Source organism: Methylopila sp. Yamaguchi, from assembly GCF_002897035.1.
GTDB lineage: Bacteria > Pseudomonadota > Alphaproteobacteria > Rhizobiales > Methylopilaceae > Methylopila.
Genome location: NZ_BAUX01000024.1, coordinates 20330 through 41323 on the forward strand (window position 1 = coordinate 20330; position 20994 = coordinate 41323).

26 protein-coding genes are annotated in these 20994 nt (G+C 71.3%); 11 read left to right on the plus strand and 15 right to left on the minus strand.

The genetic code is table 11. The features are described from left to right. Window positions 1-10: 10 nt before the first annotated feature. From METY_RS19765 to METY_RS19785, 5 genes are all read right to left on the minus strand, one after another. Window positions 11-433, minus strand: coding sequence for a periplasmic heavy metal sensor (locus METY_RS19765; protein ID WP_103123107.1), 423 nt, complete (start codon window positions 431-433; stop codon window positions 11-13). Beyond that, complete coding sequence (locus METY_RS19770; RefSeq protein ID WP_103123108.1) at window positions 433-849, minus strand: hypothetical protein; 417 nt, start codon at window positions 847-849, stop codon at window positions 433-435. Before METY_RS19770 ends, METY_RS19765 begins: the two co-directional genes overlap by 1 nt. Before the next feature lies 1 nt (window position 850). Next, window positions 851-1468, minus strand: a complete 618-nt coding sequence (locus METY_RS19775) for a sigma-70 family RNA polymerase sigma factor (RefSeq protein WP_244593754.1) — start codon at window positions 1466-1468, stop codon at window positions 851-853. A gap of 44 nt (window positions 1469-1512) precedes the next feature. Continuing rightward, window positions 1513-2025, minus strand: a complete 513-nt coding sequence (locus tag METY_RS19780; RefSeq protein WP_103123110.1) for an EF-hand domain-containing protein — start codon at window positions 2023-2025, stop codon at window positions 1513-1515. Window positions 2026-2104: 79 nt separating this feature from the next. Then, entirely contained in the window at window positions 2105-2740 is a 636-nt protein-coding gene (locus tag METY_RS19785; protein ID WP_103123111.1) for a uracil-DNA glycosylase family protein, read from the minus strand. Between the two features lie 101 nt (window positions 2741-2841). On the opposite strand from METY_RS19785, the gene METY_RS19790 reads away from it, so the two are divergent. Beyond that, a complete protein-coding gene (locus METY_RS19790; RefSeq protein WP_103123112.1) occupies window positions 2842-4362 on the plus strand; it encodes a sensor histidine kinase in 1521 nt (506 codons plus the stop codon). 11 nt (window positions 4363-4373) lie between these two features. Here the strand turns inward: METY_RS19790 and METY_RS19795 are convergent, their stop codons facing one another. Both METY_RS19795 and METY_RS21530 read right to left on the minus strand, forming a co-directional pair. Next, entirely contained in the window at window positions 4374-5387 is a 1014-nt protein-coding gene (locus METY_RS19795; RefSeq protein WP_103123134.1) for an LLM class flavin-dependent oxidoreductase, read from the minus strand. Between the two features lie 183 nt (window positions 5388-5570). After that, entirely contained in the window at window positions 5571-6158 is a 588-nt protein-coding gene (locus METY_RS21530; protein ID WP_244593755.1) for a hypothetical protein, read from the minus strand. 132 nt (window positions 6159-6290) lie between these two features. On the opposite strand from METY_RS21530, the gene METY_RS19805 reads away from it, so the two are divergent. Then, window positions 6291-6956: a response regulator gene (locus METY_RS19805; protein WP_103123113.1), complete on the plus strand. Its 666-nt coding sequence runs from the start codon at window positions 6291-6293 to the stop codon at window positions 6954-6956. Beyond that, window positions 6953-8320 (plus strand): sensor histidine kinase, encoded by a 1368-nt coding sequence (locus METY_RS19810; RefSeq protein WP_103123114.1) that lies wholly within the window; start codon window positions 6953-6955, stop codon window positions 8318-8320. Before METY_RS19805 ends, METY_RS19810 begins: the two co-directional genes overlap by 4 nt. Before the next feature lie 6 nt (window positions 8321-8326). Here the strand turns inward: METY_RS19810 and METY_RS19815 are convergent, their stop codons facing one another. Both METY_RS19815 and METY_RS19820 read right to left on the minus strand, forming a co-directional pair. Beyond that, complete coding sequence (locus METY_RS19815) at window positions 8327-9322, minus strand: Bug family tripartite tricarboxylate transporter substrate binding protein (RefSeq protein WP_103123115.1); 996 nt, start codon at window positions 9320-9322, stop codon at window positions 8327-8329. Window positions 9323-9387: 65 nt separating this feature from the next. After that, entirely contained in the window at window positions 9388-10086 is a 699-nt protein-coding gene (locus METY_RS19820) for a GntR family transcriptional regulator (protein WP_200819745.1), read from the minus strand. 224 nt (window positions 10087-10310) lie between these two features. Between METY_RS19820 and METY_RS19825 the strand changes: the two genes are divergently transcribed. The 6 genes from METY_RS19825 to METY_RS19850 all read left to right on the plus strand — a co-directional run bounded on the left by METY_RS19825 (window position 10311) and on the right by METY_RS19850 (window position 14755). Then, window positions 10311-11168: a PfkB family carbohydrate kinase gene (locus METY_RS19825; RefSeq protein ID WP_244593756.1), complete on the plus strand. Its 858-nt coding sequence runs from the start codon at window positions 10311-10313 to the stop codon at window positions 11166-11168. A gap of 125 nt (window positions 11169-11293) precedes the next feature. Then, on the plus strand, window positions 11294-12559 hold the full coding sequence (gene sbmA / locus METY_RS19830; protein ID WP_103123117.1) for a peptide antibiotic transporter SbmA: 1266 nt from the start codon (window positions 11294-11296) through the stop codon (window positions 12557-12559). A 54-nt stretch (window positions 12560-12613) separates the two neighbouring features. After that, complete coding sequence (locus METY_RS19835) at window positions 12614-13111, plus strand: TspO/MBR family protein (protein WP_244593757.1); 498 nt, start codon at window positions 12614-12616, stop codon at window positions 13109-13111. Window positions 13112-13120: 9 nt separating this feature from the next. After that, window positions 13121-13315 carry a twin transmembrane helix small protein gene (locus METY_RS19840; RefSeq protein ID WP_103123119.1) on the plus strand — a complete coding sequence of 65 codons (195 nt, stop codon included), beginning with the start codon at window positions 13121-13123 and terminating at the stop codon, window positions 13313-13315. Between the two features lie 7 nt (window positions 13316-13322). Beyond that, window positions 13323-13886, plus strand: coding sequence for a cob(I)yrinic acid a,c-diamide adenosyltransferase (locus METY_RS19845; protein ID WP_103123120.1), 564 nt, complete (start codon window positions 13323-13325; stop codon window positions 13884-13886). A gap of 119 nt (window positions 13887-14005) precedes the next feature. Next, window positions 14006-14755 (plus strand): rhomboid family intramembrane serine protease, encoded by a 750-nt coding sequence (locus METY_RS19850; RefSeq protein WP_103123121.1) that lies wholly within the window; start codon window positions 14006-14008, stop codon window positions 14753-14755. Here METY_RS19850 and METY_RS19855 read toward each other — a convergent pair. From METY_RS19855 to METY_RS19875, 5 genes are all read right to left on the minus strand, one after another. Continuing rightward, window positions 14752-14955 carry a hypothetical protein gene (locus METY_RS19855; protein WP_103123122.1) on the minus strand — a complete coding sequence of 68 codons (204 nt, stop codon included), beginning with the start codon at window positions 14953-14955 and terminating at the stop codon, window positions 14752-14754. The two genes, METY_RS19850 and METY_RS19855, sit on opposite strands and share 4 nt — an antisense overlap. Before the next feature lie 228 nt (window positions 14956-15183). Next, window positions 15184-15639 (minus strand): DUF1178 family protein, encoded by a 456-nt coding sequence (locus METY_RS19860; RefSeq protein ID WP_103123123.1) that lies wholly within the window; start codon window positions 15637-15639, stop codon window positions 15184-15186. A gap of 40 nt (window positions 15640-15679) precedes the next feature. Next, window positions 15680-16558 carry a carbon-nitrogen hydrolase family protein gene (locus METY_RS19865; RefSeq protein ID WP_103123124.1) on the minus strand — a complete coding sequence of 293 codons (879 nt, stop codon included), beginning with the start codon at window positions 16556-16558 and terminating at the stop codon, window positions 15680-15682. Window positions 16559-16563: 5 nt separating this feature from the next. After that, window positions 16564-16821 carry a glutaredoxin 3 gene (gene grxC / locus METY_RS19870; RefSeq protein WP_103123125.1) on the minus strand — a complete coding sequence of 86 codons (258 nt, stop codon included), beginning with the start codon at window positions 16819-16821 and terminating at the stop codon, window positions 16564-16566. A gap of 52 nt (window positions 16822-16873) precedes the next feature. Beyond that, window positions 16874-17653 carry a ComF family protein gene (locus METY_RS19875; protein ID WP_103123126.1) on the minus strand — a complete coding sequence of 260 codons (780 nt, stop codon included), beginning with the start codon at window positions 17651-17653 and terminating at the stop codon, window positions 16874-16876. Between the two features lie 161 nt (window positions 17654-17814). On the opposite strand from METY_RS19875, the gene METY_RS19880 reads away from it, so the two are divergent. Beyond that, window positions 17815-19044, plus strand: coding sequence for an SAM-dependent methyltransferase (locus METY_RS19880; protein WP_103123127.1), 1230 nt, complete (start codon window positions 17815-17817; stop codon window positions 19042-19044). A gap of 301 nt (window positions 19045-19345) precedes the next feature. Here METY_RS19880 and METY_RS19885 read toward each other — a convergent pair whose 3' ends face one another. After that, complete coding sequence (locus METY_RS19885) at window positions 19346-19882, minus strand: DUF2199 domain-containing protein (protein ID WP_200819746.1); 537 nt, start codon at window positions 19880-19882, stop codon at window positions 19346-19348. 145 nt (window positions 19883-20027) lie between these two features. Between METY_RS19885 and METY_RS19890 the strand changes: the two genes are divergently transcribed. After that, window positions 20028-20912: a methyltransferase domain-containing protein gene (locus METY_RS19890; protein WP_103123129.1), complete on the plus strand. Its 885-nt coding sequence runs from the start codon at window positions 20028-20030 to the stop codon at window positions 20910-20912. Window positions 20913-20994: the final 82 nt, after the last annotated feature.

A 20994-nucleotide genomic window follows, 5' to 3' on the forward strand; every position in this document is an offset into this window, starting at 1 on the left:
GCGCCGCCTCTCAGTCCTTGTCGTCGGTGATCTTCGCGCGGTCGTCCGGCGGCGCGCCGGGAATGGCGGAGGCGATCGCCTCGTGGACGATCGCCTGCAGGGCGGAGCTCTTCGCCCGCGCCTCCGCGAAGGCGGCTTCGAGCCGCTCCGGGTCGTAGGGCTGGGCCTTCATCGCGACGCGGGTGGCGCGGCGGGCTGTCCGGATGTCGTCGAAGGCCGCCTTAAGCTCGGCGCGCCGCTTCTCCAGGGCGGCGCGGATCGCCCCGCCGGTGGCGCCGGGGTAGCGGCCGGCGACGGTCTCGATCGTGCTGTCGATCGTGCGGGGGCCGCGTCCGCGCTCGACCGTCGCGAACAGATAGCCGGCGCCGCCGAGGTTGAGCGCGACCGAGAGCGCGAGCGCGGCGTAGAGCGCCCAGTGCGGCCGTCGCGCCATCACAGGTCCACGTCGTTGAATGCGACGTCGATGGCGTCGCCGGGATCGTAGCCCGCGCCGGTCGGGCTTGTGGCGAGGCCGAGGCTGACGCCGATCACGACCGCCGCGGCGCAGAGGCCCGCGCTCGCGAGGCCGAAGCGGCCGGGCGAGCCGAACAGCCGGAACCAGCGGTCCTCGCGCCGCGCCGCGATCTCGCCGACGACCCGAAACGCGAAGCCGTTGGGCGCGGGGGCCTCCGCCGCGGAGGCGAGAAGGCGCGCGAAACGCTGCGATTCGCTCTGGAGCGCCCGCGCCTCCGCCGACCGCGCCAGCAGCGCCTGGGCTTCCCCGGCGCGGTCCGCCGGCCAGCGCGCGAGGTCCGGGCTGTAGGCGTCGAGCCGGTCGGCGAAGACGTCGATCTCGGATCCTTTGATCATCTCAGGCCTCCTCACGCCCACGATGGCGGGCGCGCAGCGTGCGCCGGGCGCGCACGAGCATCGATTCCACCGCCTTCTCCGTCGTCTCCAGCACCGCGGCGATCTCGGCGTTGGAGCGCTCGCCGTCGGCGGCCAGCAGGATCGCGGCCCGCTGTCGGGCCGGCAGTTCGAGGATGTCGCGGCGGACGGCGTCGACCGCGTGGCGGTCCCCGAGCGAGCGCTCGGGGCTTGGGTCCTCGGACGGCGGATCGAAGTGGTCCGCGAACGGCAGCATCCGCCGCAGCCGCTCGCGCCGCGCGCGGTCGACGCAGAGGTTGACCACGATGCGGTGCAGCCAGGTCGAGAACCGGGCGACGCCCGGCGTCCAGTTGTGCGCCGCCCGCCAGACCCGCCAGAACGCTTCCTGAACGATGTCCTCGGCCTCGTTGGCGGAGCCGGTGAAGCGGTGCGCGAGCGCCTGGGCGCGGGGACCATGGCGGGCGACGAGCCGGGCGAAGGCCCGCTGGTCGCCGGCCGCGGCGCGGGCGACCAGTTCGTCGTCGTCGTCCGCCTCGGCGCGGCCAGGCCGCGGAGGCTCAGGCTCGGACACGGCGCGCCCGACGCGTTCGAGGTTCGCCATGCGGCCGACGCCCGCCACCCCTCAAGCCCCGCCTCGAGCCTCCCTTACTGGGCGGCGCGCCTGGCGTCCGCCTTCTCCGCCCGCTTCTGCAGCGTGCTGACGTAGTCGTCGAGCTCCGCCTTGGTCACCTTGCCATCCTTGTCGGAGTCGGCGCGCATGAGCCAGGGGGCCGCGCTCGCGGCGAATTCGTCGCGGGTGATCTTGCCGTCCTTGTCGGCGTCAGCCCGGGCGAGGCGGTCCTTGTGGTTGGCCTTCGCCGGACGGTCGCCGCGGCGCTCGGCCAGGCGGTCGCGGATCGCCTTGGCCTCGGCCTCGTCGATCACGCCGTCCTTGTTGGTGTCGGCCCTGTCGAAGGCGCGCTTGGAGGCCGCCTCCATCTCGGTCTTGTCGACCGCGCCGTCCTTGTTCTTGTCGAGCTTGTCGAAGCGCTTCGACATCATCTCGGCGCGCTTCTGCAGGCGGTCCTGACGGGTGTCGCCGTCGCCGGCGGCGGCGGAGGCCGCGAGCGGGGCGAGGGCGACGGTCGCGGCGAGAGCTGCGGCGGCGATGCGGATCATGACGATCTCCTTAATGGGGTGGACCAACGGCCCCTTCGAAGGCTGATACGCGGGACGGCGCCGCTCCCTGCGCGCTTTTTCACGTCGCGAGCGCGCCGCGGACCAGCCGGCGCAGTTCGGGAACCAGCTCGGCGTCGAACCAGGGGTTGCGCCTCAGCCAGGCGTTGTTGCGCCACGAAGGGTGCGGCAGCGGCAGAACGCGCGGGGCGGCCGCGCGGTTCAGGACGCGGCGCCAGTCCATCACCGCTTCGGTCAGCGAGCTCCCGGCGTCTTCCCCCAGATGCCAGCGCTGCGCCGGCCGGCCGACCGCGAGCACCAGCTCGACGTCGGGCAAAGCGGCGAACACCGAGGCCCGCCACGCCGGCGCGCACTCCCTGCGGGGCGGCAGATCGCCGCCCTTGGCGTCCTGGCCGGGAAAGCAGAAGCCCATGGGCACCACCGCGATCCGGGTTTCGTCGTAGAACTCCTCGTCCGTGACCCCCATCCAGCCGCGGAGCCGCACGCCCGAGGGGTCCGTGAACGGCAGTCCGCTGGCGTGCACCCGGGTGCCCGGCGCCTGGCCGCTGACGACGAGGCGCGCGGACGCCCGCGCCCGGACCACCGGACGGGGCTCGTGCGGCAGCGGCGCCCCGCGCGGGGCGTCGCGACAGATCCGGCACCGCCGGATCTCGGCCACCAGCGCGTCGAGGTCGGGACTGGATTGCACGGCGCTCATTTTGCAATTGATCGGTCGCGTCAGCACCCTTTTAAGCCTTTGGCGGTCATCCTTGCTCCAAACGGGCTCCGGGCGAGGCGGGACGCGATCTCCACGTGGACATGTTCGATCTTCCGGCCATGCGGGACGCCGAGGGCCGGTCGGGCGAAACGACGACCGAGCGTCGACGCACGGTGACGGCGAAAGTGCGCGCCGAACGCGAGCGGCTGACCTCCACCACGGGCACGCGTCCGGAGTTCGACGTCGAACTCGCGCGCATCTACGCCCAGAACCGCCTGTCCGCCGTCGCCGTCGTCCTGACGCTCGCGGCCGTCATCGCCGGCGTGTCGACGCTGTGGGCCGAACCCCAGTTCGCGATCGCCTGGTTCGCGACGGTGTTCGCCGGCCACGCCCTGATCGGGGCCTTCGCCAAGCGCTTCATGCGCCAGCCGTCCGAAGGGCTGGACGTGCGGCGCTGGACGACCCGCTTCGTCTTCGCCGAATGCCTCAACGGACTCGCCTGGGGATCGATCGTCGCCCTGCTCAGCGGCGGCGAGGATTCCGCCGAGCTGATCTCCCTGTTCGTGATGCTCGTCGGCGTCGCGGTCCCGGTCATGCTCGCCGCAAGCGTGCCGGCGGCGGTCTACGCCGGGACGATCCCCATCGCCCTGGTCGTGGTGGCGGCCTACCTCGCCAAGGGCGGCATCGGCTCCGCGGCGGTCGCGGGAATGACGGCGGGCGTCGAGATCTATTTTCTGCTCCTCGCGCGCAAGCTCTACCGCAACGCGCTCGGCGCGCTGGAGTTTCAGGCGGAGAAGGACGCCCTGATCGGCGAGCTGGAGCAGGCCAAGGCCAACTCCGACGAGGCCCGTCGCCGGGCGGAGGAGGCGAACCTCGCCAAGTCGCGGTTCCTCGCCACCATGAGCCACGAACTGCGCACGCCCCTCAACGCCATCCTCGGCTTCTCCGAGGTGATGAAGTCGGAGGTCTTCGGGGCCCACGCGGTGCCGACCTACAAGGAGTACGCCGGCGACATCCACCAGAGCGGCCAGCACCTGCTTCAGCTGATCAACGAGATCCTCGACCTCTCGCGCATCGAGGCCGGTCGCTACGAGCTGCACGAGGAGAGCGTCAGCCTTCCCTATGTGGTGGAGGACTGCCACCGCCTGTTGAAGCTCCGCGCCAAGAACCGCGGCATCTCGATCCGGGAGGTCTACGAGGCCAACCTTCCGCCGCTCTGGGCGGACGAGCGCGCGCTGCGCCAGATCACGCTCAACCTGCTGTCGAACGCGATCAAGTTCACCCCGCAGGGCGGGGAGATCCGGCTGAAGGTCGGCTGGATGGCCTCGGGCGGCCAGTATCTGTCGGTGTCGGATTCGGGCCCCGGAATCCCCGAAAACGAGATCCCGACGGTGCTCGCCTCCTTCGGCCAGGGCAGCCTCGCCATCAAGACCGCGGAGCAGGGCGCCGGGCTCGGCCTGCCGATCGTGAAGGGGCTCGTCGATCTTCACGGCGGCCACTTTTCGCTGAAGAGCCGGCTGCGGGAAGGCACCGAGGTCATCGTCGCCTTCCCCGCAGCGCGCGTGATGAGCACGCTCGCGCCGATCAAGCAGTACGCCGACGATCTGCGCCGGGTGGTCTGACGGTACCGGCGTCACGCCGCGACGCGTTCCGCCGCGGCGAGACGGTCGCGCACGACCGCGACGCCCTCGAGCGAGGCGATGCGAGCGGCCGGATCGAACATGTGGCCGGTCGCCATCAGCTCGTCCGGCTGCAGCCGCGCGATGAAGCGCGTGAGCTCCCGCTCGACGGTCTCGACCGAACCCACGAAGGCGTAGCGCAGCATCTGCTCGAGGCTCGCCACTTCGCCCGGCGACGCGACCATTCCGATGTCGTCGACAGGCGGCGGCAACGGGCCGGGACGGCCGCGGCGCAGGTTCAGGAACGCCTGCTGCTGCGAGGTGAACAGCCGCTGGGCCTCGGCGTCGGTCTCCGCGGTCAGCACGTTCACGGCGACCATCGCATGCGGCTTCGCGAGCGTCTCCGAGGGCTGGAAGCGCTCGCGGTAGACCGCGAAGGCGGCTTCGAGATCCGCCGGCGCGAAGTGGGCGGCGAAGGCGAAGGGCAGCCCAAGCATCGCCGCGAGCTGGGCGGAGAAGGTGCTGGAGCCGAGCAGCCAGAGCGGAACCTCGAGGCCTGCGCCCGGCACGGCGCGGATCGCCTGTCCCTCGACCGCCGGCGCGAAGTAGGCCTGCAGTTCGATCACGTCCTGCGGGAAGCGCTCGGCCGCCGCGTTGACGTCGCGCCGGAGCGCGCGGGCGGTCAGCATGTCGGTGCCCGGCGCGCGGCCGAGGCCGAGGTCGATGCGGCCGGGATGGAGCGAGGCCAGCGTGCCGAACTGTTCGGCGATCACCAGCGGCGAGTGGTTCGGCAGCATGATCCCGCCGGAGCCGACCCGGATCGAGGAGGTCGCGGCCGCCACGTGCGCGATCACCACCGCCGTGGCGGCGCTGGCGATGCCGGTCATGTTGTGGTGCTCCGCCAGCCAGAACCGCCGGAAGCCGAGCCGCTCGGCGGCCTGCGCGTACGACGCGGAATTGCGCAGGGCGTCCGCCGCGGTGGAGCCTTCGGCTATCGGCGCGAGATCGAGAACGGAAAAGGGGATCATCAAGATCATCCGATCAGGCGTCGCGGCCGGGAGCGCCGGCGTCGCCCGGCGTGCCCCCGCGCGTGACGCGCAGGAGGAAGAGGCCGTCGCGGGTCGCGCGCCAAGCCTCGCGTTACTCCCAAGATCGGGGTCCTCGGCCGAAAACGGAAGGGGCGCCCCGCGCGGAGCGCCCCCTCGCGGAGGTCAGAGCGGCGCGCCGGGGCGCTCCGCGCCGCCAGCCGGCGGCGGCGGGGGGGCGTCCGCGCCGCGCCGCGGACCCTCCTCGCGCTCGCCCCGCTTCGGCCCGTGGCCGTGGCGGTCGCGCTCCTTCGGCCCGCCGGGACCGAAGCCGCCGACCTTCTCCGCCGCGCCGTCTGCGCGGACGATCCAAGCCGCGCGCAGGAAGCCGTCCTCGAAGCGCCCCTGGACCGTCACCGCCTCGTCGGCCGCCACGAGCTTGCCGCCCTCGCCGGCGCGGCCGGTCTCCACCAGGGCGCGGCCGGTGTCGTCCTGAAGCACGAACTTGTTGCCGAAGATCTCGGCCACCTTGCCCCTCACCGTGGTCACCGCGCCGTCCTTCACGGCGGAGATCGCGACAGGCGCGAGCGGCGCCATCTCGCCGCCGCCGTGACGGGCGAAGGACGCGGCTCCGGCGCCGGCCGCGGCGCCCGCGGCGAGAAGCGCGACGCCGGCTGCGGCGAAGATGGCCCGGCGGCCGCGCTTCGGCCGGATGGGCTCCGCGGGCTTCGGGGCGAGCGGCTCGTCGGTCGGAGCGGCGTTGTCAGTCGTCATCGGATGGTCTCCGGTTCGGTTTCGATGACGCCGTTCTAGATGAGGGCCCTCGAACCCGGCCTGAACCGCGCGGTTCAGCTTCGGTTCAGCCTGCGGGGCTATCGAACGCCCACGAACTCTCGAGGACATGTCATGCGCGTGCTGCTGGTCGAGGACGACGCCGCGCTCGCCGAGCGGGTCGCGCGGGCGCTCAGGGAGGAGATGTTCGCGGTCGACGTCGCCGCGAACGGAGAGGACGGCGGCCATCTCGGCGCCACGGAGCGCTACGACGTCGCCGTGCTCGACCTTGGCCTGCCGAAGGTCGACGGCGCGACCGTTCTCCGCCGCTGGCGCGCCGACGGGCGCGACCTGCCGGTGCTCATCCTGACCGCGCGCGAGAGCTGGTCCGACAAGGTTGAGGGCTTCAAGGCCGGGGCCGACGACTACCTGACCAAGCCGTTCCGGGTGGAGGAGCTCGTCATGCGGCTTCGCGCGCTCGTCCGGCGGGCCGCGGGGGCGTCCGCGTCGCGCGTGGTCTGCGGCCCTCTCGTCTTCGACGCCCAGCTCGGGACCTTCGAACTCGACGGCCTGCCGCTGAAGCTCACCGGCATGGAATGGCGCGTGCTCTCCTGCCTCGCGCTGCGGAAGGAGGCGGTGGTGGACCGGATGGAACTGCTGGAGCGGGTCTACGAGGGCGACGCGGAGGTCGATTCGAATTCGCTCGAGGTCATCGTCGGGCGGCTGCGCCGCAAGATCGGCCGCGACCTGATCGAGACGGTGCGCGGCCGCGGCTACCGGCTGACGGCGGACGGCGCATGAGGCTCGCGCCGCGCTCCCTCGCCGGACGGCTGACGCTCGCGGCGGCCGTGCTCACCCTGGTCGCGCTCGTGGGCGCCGGCCTCGCCATCGGCTTCATCCTCCAGCGCTTCGTGACGCAGCAGGTCGAGCAGCGCCTGGACGCGCAGACGACGACGATCGCCGACGCGCTGGAGCGCGACCCGGACGGCCGGCTCCGCCTGTCCCGCAACGTCGACGGCCCGCCGTTCGACCGGCGGCGCTCCGGCTGGTACTGGCGCGTCGACGAGGAGGGCGCGGCCGTCCTGCGGTCAGGCTCGCTCGGCGACGAAGGGTTCGAATCCGGGCGGCGGCGGCCGCTGCCGGCGCCCTTCGACCCGCGCTGGCGCGAGCCGAAGCCGAAGATGGACGAGGGCCGCGGCCCCGCGGAGGAGCCGCTGATCGTGCGCGCGACGCGCGTCGACGTGGGCGGCAGGCCGGTCGATATCGCTGTCGCGGCGCCGTTTGGCGCGGTCGCCGGACCGATGCGGGACGCCCTGAGGCCGCTCGTGCTCTCGCTCGCGGCGGTGGGCCTCGGCCTCGTCGGCGCGTCGCTGCTGCAGGTTAGGTTCGGCCTGACGCCGCTCCGCCGGCTGCGCGAGGCGCTCGGCGAGGTGCGCGCCGGCCGCGCGGCGCGAGTGCCGGACGACCAGCCGGCCGAACTCAAGCCGCTCGCCTCGGAGCTGAACGCGCTGATCGAGCAGAACGCCGCGGGGCTCGCTAGCGCGCGGCTGCACGTCGCGAACCTGGCGCATGGCCTGAAGACGCCGCTCGCGACGCTCTCGGTGGCGCTCGACGATCCCGGCCGCGACCCGGACGGCGCCCTGCGCGCCGAGGTCGATCGCGTCGAGCGCCGGATCCGGCACCATCTCGCCCGCGCCCGCGCCGCAGCCCTCGGCGGACCGCAGCGCATGCGGACCGAGCTCAAGCCCCGGATCGACGATCTCGCGGTCGCGCTGAAGGCGATCCATGCGGGCAAGACGCTGTCGATCGCGATCGACGTGGCCGACGACATCCATGTGGCCTGCGACCCGCAGGACGTGGACGAGATGGCCGGCAATCTGCTCGACAACGCCTGCAAATGGGCCCGCGGCGCGATCGTGGTTCACGCACGGCGGAGCGACGCGCAGGTCGCGCTGACGATCTCAGACGACGGCCCGGGCCTGCCCGAGGACGCGCTGCCCGAGGCGATGCTGCCGGGCCGGCGGCTCGACGAGACCACGCCCGGTCACGGCTTCGGCCTGTCGATCGCCCGGGAGCTCGCGGAGCTCTACGGCGGCGGGCTCACGCTGGAGCGAGGGCCGGCGGGAGGACTGGCCGCACGGCTGACCCTGCCGGCGCAGGACTGAAGTCGGCTAATCGAGTTTGGCGCCCGACAGCCGCACCATGTCCCTCCACATCGGGTTCTCCTGCGCGATCCGGGTTTTCAACTGCTCCGGCGAGGCGTCGGTCACGGGCGAGAAGCCGATCGGCTCCAGCCTCGCCTTCACCGCGGGGTCCTCCATGATCTCGGCCAGGGCCTTGGACAGGGACGCCTGCTTGTCGGCGGGATAGCCCTTGGGCGCGACGATCGCGTACCAGGTCTGGAGATCGACGTCGGCGAGGTTGAGGTCCGAAAAGTCCTTCATGCTCGGCGTGTCGGGGAGCGCGGGGATGCGCTCGCGGCTGCCTACGGCGAGCGGCAGGAAGGCCTTCTCCTTCACATGCGGCATCAGGGCGGGGATGACGTCGAACATCATGTCGATCGTGCCGCCGAGCAGGTCGAGGATCGCCGGGCCGCCGCCCTTGTAGGGCACGTGGAGGATCCTGGCGCCGGTGCGCGCCTTCACGAGCTCGATCATCAGGTGCGAGACCTGGCCGAGGCCTGAGGAGCCCATGCGCGTCTCGTCCGGGTGGGCCTTCGACCAGGCGATCAGGTCGCGGAAGGTCGCCCAGCCGCGGTCCTGCGCGATCTTCGCGTTCGCCACGCACAGTACGGTGCCGGTCGCGACGCGGCTGACCGGCACGAGGTCGGCGTCGGCATCGTACGGACTGGATCCGTAGAGATACTTGTTCGCGATCAGCTGCGACGTGGAGGCGACGCCAAGGGTCGCGCCGTCGGGCTCCGCCTTCGCCACCGCCGCCGTGCCGATCATTCCGCCGGCCCCGCCGCGGTTGTCGACGATCACGGTCTCCCCGAGCTTCGCCTGCAGGCGCTCGGCGACGAGCCGCCCCAGAATGTCGACGGCGCCGCCGGCGGGAAACGGCACGATCAGCGTCACGGTCGCGGCCTGGGCGGGGAGCGTCAGGCCGACCGCCGCGGTCGCGGCGGCTCCGGCGATCGCGGCGCGGCGGGTCAGTCGCATCGGCATGGAGGGCGTCTCCTCGTCGAGGGCATCCCTGCCGAGCTAGCGCGCCCGCGCCAAAAGTCAGGCGGTCACGCGCCGAGGGTGAGCCGGTAGGCGTAGGCGTCGCCGCGGAACAGGCCCTCGACGTACTCGACCATGCGTTCGCCCGCGAAAGAGCGGCGCTTGATGAGCAGGCAGGGCAAGGGCTCCTCGAAGCCGAACACCGCGCATTCGTCCTCGTCCGGGGTGGCGGCCTCGATCGTCTGCTCGCAGCGCGTCAGCGCGCAGCCGATCTCCCGCAGCCGGTCGTAGACCGACCCCGAGAGGTCGGCCTCGGCGAGCTCGGGCGCGACCCCGAGGTCGTACCACGCGACCTCCCGCGACAGCGGCACGTCGTCGCCGAAGCGAATCCGCACGAGCTTCAGGAACGGCGCGGTCGAGGGCTGCTGGAACAGCGAGGCGAGCGAGCGGTCGTGGGTGATCACGCGCTCGATCACCTTCGACGACGCGACGCGGCCGAGCTCGCGCATCTCCTCGGTGAAGCCCTTGAGGCGCTCCATGCCGGGATGGAGCTTCTCCGTAGGACCTTCGACGATGAAGCCGAGGCGGCCGTGCGCGCTCACCAGCCGGCGCCGGCGCAGGGCGCCGTAGCAATGCTGCACCGTCGTGCGGCTGACGCCCAGCTCGGACGCGAGCTGGCGCTCGGCCGGCAAAGTGGCTCCCGGGCCGATCTCGCCGCCCTCGATCAGGGCGGCGATCTGCAGCTCCAGTTGCCGGTAAAGCGGCATCGCTGTGTCGTCGCGCAAACGCAGGCGACTGTGTAAGCTTGGAGTGTCGTGCAACGCTTTCAGCATAATGTGCGGAGCGGCTCAGGCGCTCTCGGCGCAGGATGGCGGGAACGACGTCGCGTCGGGGGGCGTGACTTATGATGAACCAGAACGACGCGCGAGCGAAGCTTTTCATTATGGGGAGCTTCGTGACGGCGTGCACGACACGTGTTGCGCGGCTGCCCATGGCCGGCGAATCGCTCGCCGCGTCTGGGTTCCGGCTGGAGCCCGGCGGCAAGGGATTCAACCAGGCGGTCGCCGCGCGCAGGCTCGGCGCGACGGTCGATGGCCTGTTCGCGGTCGGGGACGACGCGCTCGGCGCGCTCGCGCCGCCGGCCTTCGCGCACGCCGATCTCGACCCCGCCATGCTGCGCCGCCGGACGGGCGCGACGGGCGCGGGCGTCGGCTTCATCGCCGAAGACGGCGAGACCGCCATTGCGGTGTTCTCCGGCGCCAATGCGTCGCTGTCCGCCGATGACGCCCAGGACGCACGGCCGGCGATCGAGGCGGCCGCAGTGACGCTCGCCCAGTTCGAGATCGGCGACGCGGCCATCGCCGAGGCCTTCGCGATCGCCCGCGGCGCGGACCGAATCACCGTGCTCAACCCGTCGCCGTTCCGCCCCGTGGCGCCCGAGATCCTCGCGGCCTGCTCGATCGTCGTCGCGAACGCGGTCGAGACGGAGGCGCTCGCCCTCGCGCTCGACGTCGCGGTCGACCTCGACGCCGAGGCGCTTGCGGCGGCGCTCTTCCAACGCGGCGTCCGCGCGCTGGTGGCGACCCGCGGCGCGGCCGGGGCGATCGCCCGGCTGTCGGACGGCGCGATTCTGACCCAGCCGGCCTTTGAAGTGGCGACCGTCGACACCATTGGGGCGGGGGACGCCTTCGCCGCGGGATTCGCGACCACCTTCGCGGAAACCGGCGACTGGCCCAAAAGCCTGCGGCACGCCGCCGCCTGCGGCGCCCTCGCGGTCCGCGCCGAAGGAGGTTTCGGCGCCTTCCCGACCCGCGCCGAACGCGACGCGCTGCTCGCCGCGGTCTGGTGAGGCGAGGCGAACGGCGCGGTCGCCGCGGGCGGGACCCTTCCAACTTTTAAGACATCGTCTCGCCGCTTCCGGCGTATGCCTTGTCGCCGCCCCGCCCCCGGGGGCGCACGTGGAGGCCGTCGGGCATGTTCGTATCGTTTTTCCCGAACCCGAAACCGTTCTTCGTCTCGGCCGTGGTGTGGTCGCTGCTTGCGATCGGTCTGTGGTACGCGGGCGGCTGGGCCGCGGGCGATTGGATCGGCCTGCCGCCGCCCGCGCCGGACGCGCCGCCGATCGTCGGGCCGGCCGTCTTCGTCTCCGCGCCCTTCCTGTGGTTCTACATCTACTATGCGATCGCGGTCGGCCTGTTCTCGGCCTACTGGTTGGCCACCTCGAAGCATCCGTGGGCGCCGTGGTCCATTCTCGGCAGCGCGCTGATCATTTTCGTCACCTACTTTCAGGTGCAGGTGGCGGTCGCAATCAACGCTTGGTACGGGCCGTTCTACGACCTGGTGCAGGCCGCGGTCTCTAAAAGCCGGCCTGTTACACTCGCTGATTTCTACGGCGAAGCCTTCGCGTTCATCGGCATCGCCATGGTTGCCGTAATTGTCGGCGTCTTCACCCGGTTCTTCGTGCAACACTACATCTTCCGCTGGCGGACGGCGATGAACGACTACTACATGTCGTTCTGGCCCAAACTTCGCCATGTCGAAGGCGCCTCGCAACGCGTCCAGGAAGACACCATGCGGTTCTCCACCCAGATGGAGACGCTGGGCGTCAGCCTGATCGACGCGGTGATGACGCTGATCGCCTTCCTGCCCGTGCTGATACGGCTGTCCGGCCCGGTCAGCGAGCTGCCGATCGTCGGCGCCGTTCCCCAGCCGCTGGTCACGGCGTCGATCCTGTGGGCCGCGTTCGGAACCACCTTCCTCGCCCTTGTCGGGATCAAGCTACCGGGTCTCGAGTTCCGCAACCAACGCGTGGAAGCGGCCTACCGCAAGGAGTTGGTCTATGGCGAGGACGACCCTGATCGCGCACAGCCGCCAACTGCCAGAGAACTGTTCGCTAATGTCCGCAAAAATTACTTCAGGCTGTATTTTAACTATCTATATTTTAACGTTGCACGTATTTCCTATTTGCAAATCGACAATATATTTCCCTATCTGGTGCTTGCGCCCACCATTGTGGCCGGCAAGATAACGCTCGGGCCGATGCAGCAGATCCTGGGCGCGTTCGAGGAAGTGCGTAAATCGTTCCAGTACCTCGTGAACTCCTGGCCGCAGATCATCGAGCTGCTGTCGATCTACAAGCGTCTGCGCGGCTTCGAGGCGCAGATTCACGGCGGGCCGCCGCCGGCGCAGGACCTCGAGGTCCCCGAGGCGGAGGTGGACGCCGCGGGCGTCCGGGTCTGAGGATTGGAGGCGCGGCCCCTCGCGGGCCGCGCCCAACCGCGGTATGTGAGCCCCATGACGACAGCATCCCGTCCCGCCTGGCGCTCGCCGCGCTCGTTGCTGATCCTGGCCGGCGCGCTCGCGCTCAGCTTCGCCGCGTCCCAGCTCGGCTCCGCGGCGACCGTCCCGAATCTTCCGTGGTACGACGGACTGGCGAAGCCCTCGTTCAATCCGCCGAAGCTCGCGTTCCCGATCGCCTGGACGATCCTCTACGCGCTGATGGCGGTGTCGCTCTGGCGGGTGGCTGTGATCGGGGAGGGGGCCGCGCGGCGGCGAGCGCTGACGGCCTACGCCGTCCAGTTCGCCCTCAACGTCGCCTGGTCCTTCGCCTTCTTCGGCGCGCAAAATCCGGGGCTCGGTCTCGCGGTCATCCTGGCGCTGCTCGCCGCGATCGTCTGGACGATCCTGACGTTTCGGACGATCGACGGGCTCGCGGCCGGGCTGCTGCACCCCTATCTGGCGTGGGTCGCCTTCGCCACGGCGCTGAACGCGTCGATCCTGTTTTTGAACTGAGGGACCGCCATGGCCGATCTTCTCTCGGGCTACGCCGTGCCGGTCGCCGTCGGCGCGGTCGCGATCGTGCTGATCCTCGGACTGTTCAACATGATGCGGGGCGGCGATCCCAACCGGTCTCAGAAGCTGATGCGCTGGCGCGTCGGGCTGCAGTTCGTGGCGATCGTCGTCATCATGGCGACGGTCTGGGCGATGGGGTCCTGAGGCCGCGATGGTCAAGCTCAACAAGATCTACACGCGCACCGGCGACGACGGCACCACGGGGCTGGCCTCCGGCCCCCGACGTCCGAAGCATGACCTGCGCGTGGACACCTACGGCGCCGTCGACGAGGCCAACGCCGCGATCGGGCTCGCCCGGCTGCACGCCGCGCCGGAGCTCGACGTCATCCTGTCGCGCGTTCAGAACGAGATGTTCGACCTCGGCGCCGATCTCGCGACGCCCGACACCGGCGAGGACCTGGGCTACGAGCCGCTGCGGATCGTGCAGAGCCAGGTCGACCGGCTCGAGGGGGACATCGACGCGCTCAACGCGCAGCTGGAGCCGCTGAAGTCCTTCGTGCTGCCGGCGGGAACCGCGCTCGCCGCGAACCTGCATCTCGCCCGCACCGTCGCCCGCCGCGCCGAGCGGCTGATGACGGCGCTCGCGGAGCGCGAGGCGGTGTCGAAGCCGGCGCTCGCCTACGTCAACCGGCTGTCGGACTTCCTGTTCGTCGCCGCGCGGGTCGCGAACCTCGGCCAGGGCGACGTGCTTTGGGCGCCCGGAAAGACACGCTGACGCGCCAATCGCCGAGCGCTGCGTCCGAGCGCTTGTGACGGTCGCCCACGCCGCCATATTTGCGGAAGCGCGCCGGCCCGCAGGAGGTCGCAGCCGCGCTTGACGGGTCGAGACCGCCAATGTTCGTCCCCTTCCTGGACGACGCTCCCCACCGCCACATCGGGCGGCCGTGGGTGACCTATGCCTTCATGGGCGTCTCGATCGCGATCTTCGTCGTGTTCCAGTCCGGCCTCGTGATCGACGCGCGCCAAGCCTCGGTGGTCTCGTTCGGGCTCATCCCCAGCGTGTTGTTCGGCGAGGCGGTGCTCCCGGCGGGCTATGAGCGGGTGCCGGCCTGGGCCACGCTCGTCACCTCGATCGTGCTGCACGGCGGGTGGCTGCACCTCATCGGCAACATGATGTTCCTGTGGGTCTTCGGCGACAACGTCGAGGACGATCTCGGCCGCGCCCGCTACCTGCTGTTCCTGGTGCTCTGCGGGGTCGGCTCCGGGCTCGCCCACGCCGCCGGCGCGGCGAACGCCGACGCGCCTCTGGTCGGGGGCTCGGGCGTCGTCGCTGGCGTGGTCGCCGCCTATGTGATGCTGCACCCGCAGGTGAAGGTCTGGGTGCTGGTGTTCTACCGGATCCCGCTGCGGCTTCGCGCCTTCTGGATCATCGGCGCCTGGGTCGTGTTCCAGGCCGGCAACGCCCTGCTCGCGGGCGAAGGCGCCCAGATCGCTTGGTGGGCGCACGTCGGCGGCTTTCTCACCGGCGGCGTCCTTGTGGTCGCGCTCAAGCGGCGCGACGTGCACCTGTTCGATCGCGGCCTCGCGGAGCGCATCGAGCGCCGCCGCCAGCCGGCGCCGACGCTGGAAGAGCGGTCGGCCTAGCGCGCGCCAGCCGCCATCGCCTGCGTCGCGGGCGACGCCTGCTGGGCGCCGTCGTCCGACGCGAAGGCTACGTGCATCGCGACGATCGGCGCGAACACCAGCGCAAGCAGGATGATCAACGCGAGATCGCCGCCGCGCTCACGCGGGGCGGCCTCGAACTCGGCGGCGATGCGCCCGGGGGCGCGCTTGGGAAAGGTCATTGGCTCACCTCGTCCGACCGGCCGCACGGGCCGGTCGCGGGCGAGCCCGATCAAGCGATCAGGCGAGGCGCTCGCGAACGGCCGCGCAGGGCGCGGTCCATCGACTACTGTCGCTTGGCATAAAGGGTCGAATTCCTGTGGAGCCGCGAACGGCGTAAGCCGCTGCGGATGCGCGCTGAAATACGCCGATCGGGAGCTGTGTCAAGCCCTGTGGCGCATGGCTGGCGGTCAGTTTCCGTCGTCGGGGAAACGCGGCAGCGGATGGACGGGCACGCCCTCCTCGGCCAGCGCCTTCGCCTCCTCGAACGTCGCCCTGCCGTAGACCGAGCGGGGCTCGATCTCCTCGGCGTGGATCTGCCGGGCGACCTCCGGAAACCGGTCGCCGACGTCTTCGGCGGTCCGCGTCACGTGCTCGCGCAGCTCCCGAAGCATCGCGCGCAACGCCCTGTCCTTTTCGGAGACGAGCGTGACCGGCTCGGCGGGGGAGGGGGCTGCGAGGGCGGGCCCCGGGACGTCGGAAGCGGTCGCCAGGGCCGGGGCCATCAGCGCCTTGCGCACCTCGGCCGACCCGCAAGCGGGACAGGACAAAAGGCCGCGCTCCGCCTGGCCGTCGAAATCGGCAGAGGAGCGGAACCAGCCGTCGAAGCCGTGGGCCGCGGCGCAGGTGAGTTGGTAGCGGATCATGGGCGAGGGAGGGTTTGGACGGCTGGGCCGGCGTCGGGCGTCACGTCCCGACGTCGCGCAGCGGGGTCGGGTCCGAGGCCTGGGGCAGAACGCCGAAGCGCCGCCCGTTCTCGAGCGCCGGGATGCGGCGGCGGGCCTCGGCGGACTGCGCGAGGTCGATCTCCGCCAGGATGACGCCGGGGCGGTCGTGGTCGGCTTCCGCCAGGACGCGGCCCCAGGGGTCGATGATCAGGCTGTGGCCATAGGTCTCGCGGCCGTCGTCGTGCTTGCCGCCCTGGGCGGCCGCGATGACGAAGGAGCCGGTCTCGATCGCGCGCGAGCGCAGCAGGACGTGCCAGTGCGCCTCGCCGGTCTGCCGAGTGAAGGCCGCGGGGGAGGCGATCGCCTCGGCGCCGGTCTCGGCCAGCGCGCGGTGCAGCGTGGGGAAGCGGACGTCGTAGCAGACGGTGAGCCCCAGCCGGCCCCAGGGCAGATCGACGCCGACGGCCGATTCGCCCGGACGGTAGGTCGCGCTTTCCCGCCAGCTCTCGCCGTTCGGCAGGTCCACGTCGAACATGTGGATCTTGTCGTAGCGCGCGACGATCTCGCCCTCGGGGTCGATCACGAAACTGCGGTTCGCCGCGCGGTGGCCGTCGAGCTTCACCGCGAGCGACCCGAGATGAACGTAGACCGCGAGGCCGCGCGCGAGCTCCTGGAAGGCCGCGAGCGCCGGGCAGACGTTCTCCGGCATGATGGCGGCGAACAGTTCGTCGCGGGAGCGCACCAGGATGTTGGTCATCTCCGGCGTCTGGACATAGGCCGCGCCGCTCTCCGCCGCCTCCCGGATCAGCTTCGCGGCGGCGTCGACGTTCGCGGTCATGTCCTTGCCCGAGCGCATCTGCGCGCAGGCGGCGACGAAGCTTCTGGAGACCTCCGCCATCGCCGTCACGCCGCCAGCAACGGGTCGAGGCCGCCGCTCTCGTCGAGAGCGTAGAGATCGTCGCAGCCTCCCACATGGCGCCCGTCGATGAAGATCTGCGGCACCGTGGTGCGGCCTCCTGATTTCGCGATCATCTCCGGTCTCCTGTCCGGCGCGCGGCCGATGTCGATCTCGTCGAAGGTCACGCTCTTCCGGCGCAGCAGGCTCTTGGCCATGTCGCAATAGGGGCAGCCGACGCGGGAGTAGACCGTCACCGTGGGCATCGAAACCTCGACGCAAAGGAGCGAAAGGGCGAAAGCGTCACGATATAGGCTGTCAGCCGTCGTTCACAACCAGCGCGAACACCAGCGCGTCCACGGAGCCTGCCCCTGCGCGCCGCACGAGCCGGGCGAGGCGGTCGAGAGTGGCCCCGGTCGTCATCACGTCGTCGACGAGAACGACCGCCCGCCCGGCGATCCGCGCCTTCCCCTGGTCGCCCAGGCGGAAGGCCCCGGCAAGGTTTTCGGCCCGTTCGCGCCCGCTCAGGCCCACCTGGGGCCGTGTGGCCTTGGCGCGCACGAGGAGATCGAGCGCGAGCTCCGCGCCGGAGAGCGCCGCAATCCTGCGGGCGAGCAGCGCCGACTGGTTGAACCGCCGGCGCCACAGCCTCCCCCGGTGCAGCGGCACAGGGAGCAGCAGCGTCTCGGGCGCCAGCAGTTCATGGCCGGCCCGCGCCATCATGCCGCCGAGCGCGTCCGCGAGATGGGTGCCGTCGCCGTACTTCAGGCGGTGGACCAGCGTGCGGGCCGTGCCGTCGAACCGGGCGACCGCGCGGGCCCGGTCCCAGGCCGGCGGGCTCGCGAGCGCCTTGGGCGACACCAGGCCGGGACCGAAGTCGGCGGGGAACGGCGTCCCGAGCCGCTCGCAGAACGGCCGCTCGATCGCCTTCAGGCCGCTCCAGCAGGCGACGCAGAGCCCGCCCATGTCGGCGACCGGCGTCGCGCAGGCGAGGCACTGGGGCGGCAGCGCGAGATCGAGCGCGCGCCGGCCGAGCCGGGCAAGCGGCGCGCGGAGGCGGGCGAGGCGGGACGGCGCGGCCTCGTCGACGGCGCTCATGCGTTCCCGCGTTCTCTGGACGCCCTCCACGAGCAGAGGCGTGACGTGGCTTCCTCCGACGAGACGAACGCCCTCCGCCGGACGGCCCATGCACAAAGACGATGCGGGATCGCGCGCGCTGTTCTAATCAAGCGCCCAGCCTTTCACGCCCGGAGCCGCCGATGGATCTGTTCCAAGCCATGCTACGCCGTTTCGTCGGCCGCGGCTCGCTCACGATCATCGACCACAAGGGCGTCCGCCACAGCCACGCCGGCGAGCCCGGGCCGGCCGTGACGCTCAAGTTCCATGACGCCAAGGTCGCGCGCGACCTGCTGCTCAATCCCGAGCTCAAGGCGGGCGAGGCCTACATGGACGGCCGGCTCACCATCGAGCAGGGAACGCTCCGGGACTTCCTGACGATCTACGCGCTAAACCGCACCAATCTGCGCGCCCAGCCGATCCAGAAGGCGCTGCGCCGCGGCTTGAAGACGCTCAAGCGCTGGGCGCGCTCCAACACGACGGCGCTGTCGAAAAAGAACGTCGAGGCGCACTACGACCTCTCGAACGAGATGTACCGGCTCTTCCTCGACAAGGGGCTGAACTACTCCTGCGGCTATTTCCGTTCGCCCGACGACACGCTGGAGGAGGCGCAGGTCGCCAAGCTCCGCCACATCGCGGCGAAGCTCGACCTCAAGCCCGGCCAGCGCGTGCTCGACATCGGATCCGGCTGGGGCTCGATGGCGATCTATCTCGCCGAGAACTGCGGGGTTGAAGTGGTCGGCGTCACGCTGTCGAAGGAGCAGCGGGCGCTCGCGATCGAACGCGCCGCGGCGCGTGGCCTCTCCGATCGGGTGCGGTTCGAGCTGATGGACTACCGCGATGTGGAGGGCCCGTTCGACCGCATCGTCTCGGTCGGCATGTTCGAGCACGTGGGCGTCAAGAACTTCCCGGCCTTCTTCGCCAAGGTCTCGAAGCTGCTGAAGCCGGACGGCGTGGCGCTGCTGCATTCGATCGGGCGCAAGGGCGGCCCGGGGATCACCGGCGCCTGGGTGAAGAAGTACATCTTCCCCGGCGGCTACTCGCCCGCGCTCTCGGAGACCCTGACCGCGATCGAGGGCGCCAAGCTCTGGGCGACCGACATCGAGATCTGGCGGATGCACTACGCGGAAACGCTCGTGCACTGGGAGCGCCGGTTCCAGGAGAACCGCGCCCAGGCCGCGGCGCTGCTCGGCGAGCGGTTCTGCCGGATGTGGGAGTTCTACCTCATCACCGCGGAGTTCTCGTTCCGCCACGGCAAGCACATGGTCTTCCAGATCCAGCTCACCAAGGACGTCGCCGCCACACCGATGACGCGCGACTACATGGCCGAGGCCGAGGCGCGGCTGCAGGCGGGGGAACGGCGGCCGGATTGAGGGGGCGGCCTGAGCCCTCACCCGCGGCTTCGCGGCGACCTCTCTCCGGCGGGAACAAGGAGGGCCAGCGTCTTCCTCGGCTTTGGCGTAAGCTCCGGCCCAGCCTGAAAGCGCGCGCGTCATGCCCCGGTTTATCCGGGGCATCCAGTCGACCCCCTGCGTGCGGAAGAGCTGGCCTGGATTCCCCGGATAAACCGGGGAATGACGATTGAGCTCGCCCCTTCGCAGTTGGGGAAGACTGTCGCGAAACCGGGTGCCCGCGCAGAGCGGGCGAAGACGGTCGCGGAGGCGGAGGTCGTCGTCAGTGCGCGAGAAAGCGCGCGGCGATCTCCGCCACGCGCTCGACGGTTACCCCGAACTCCTGCTCGACGGCGAGGGGATGCGCGGTCGGCTCGACCTCGATCCAGGGGATCTGGCCCGGCGGCTGGATGTGCACCCTGGTCTTCAGGCCGCGTGTCTCCTCGGCGTAGGGCAGCGAGCTCTGGAGCCATCCGAAGAACGGGCCGGTCGTCTCGTGGCGGTCGGGATCGTCCCAGGTCTCCGCCATCGCATTCCAGCTCTCTTCCGACAGCGACACCCACACGTCCCAGGCGAGCGGCTCGTCCATGCCGTGGATGGGGATGTAGATCCCTCCGCGGACAAAGAACGTGTTGTCGTCGAGGATCCCGGTGTCCCGGTTGAAGATCGCGCGCCGTTCGCGCTCCCCCTCCGGCAGAAGATCGAAGGGCGAGGGAGAGCCCCAGCATGTGGGCAGCTCGTCATGAGCCTCACCGCAGCACGCGCAGGCCCACCGATACAGCGCCATCGCCCGCCCCCGGTCCGACGTCAGTTCGCGCATAAGTAGAAATCATGTGTGTATTGCAGTCAACGGGCCGGCTGGCGGGACGCGGGCTCGCGGGCCGGCCGGGTCAGTCGAGAAACGTCCGGGATCGGGCCCTCCTTCGGGGGATGACCTGACCGGCGCGGCGGCCTATCTCTCGCTCATGACCGCCGTCCCCGCTCTCATCGACCGCCGCACGCTCGGCCTGCGGCTCGCGCGCGCCGCGACGGCGGGAGGCGGGCCGGACTTCCTGCGGCGGCGGGTGGCCGAGGATCTCGCCGACCGGCTGGCCGCGACGCTCCGGCCCTTCGCCGACGCGCTCGACCTCGTCTCGACCGGCCCCGAGGCCGCTGGCGTCTTGCGCGCGCGGCCGGGCGCCGGCCGGGTGGTCCGGGCGGCGGCGCGGGCGGAGGCCGGGGCGGACCTCGTCTCAGACCCGGCGGCCTCGCCGTTCGCGCCCGAGAGCTTCGATCTCGTGGTCTCGTCTCTTGCGCTGCAGCTCGTGGACGATCTGCCGGGCGCCCTGGCGCAGGTCCGGCGCTCGCTGAAGCCGGACGGTCTGTTCCTCGGCGCCCTGCTCAGCGGCGAGACGCTGACGGAGCTGCGGCAAGCCTTCGCGGCGGCCGAGGGCGAGGTCGAGGGCGGCTTGAGCCCGCGCGTGCTGCCCTTCGCCGACGTCAGGGCCTTGGGCGCGCTGCTGCAGCGGGCGGGCTTCGCGCTGCCGGTCGCGGACGTCGACCGCGTGACGGTGCGCTACCCGCATGCGCTCGCGCTGATGGCCGACCTGCGCGCCTGGGGGGCGACCAACGTGCTGCTGGAGCGGCGGCGCCGGCCGCTGCGGCGGGCGACGCTCGCCCGGGCGCTCGCGATCTACGCCGAGCGGTTCGCCGACGCCGACGGCCGGGTGCGCGCGACGTTCGACGTCGCCTGGCTGTCGGGCTGGGCGCCGCATCCCGAGCAGCAGAAGCCGCTCAAGCCCGGCTCCGCCCGCGCGCGCCTCGCCGACGCGCTGGGCGTGCCGGAGGGGGAGTTTCCGGGGAAGGGGTGACGGCGGGGCGCCTTCGGCGGCGGAGCGTGACTGGTCGCTTGGAGATGATGCGCCACGTCGCGGTCCCCCTCTCCCCTTGCGG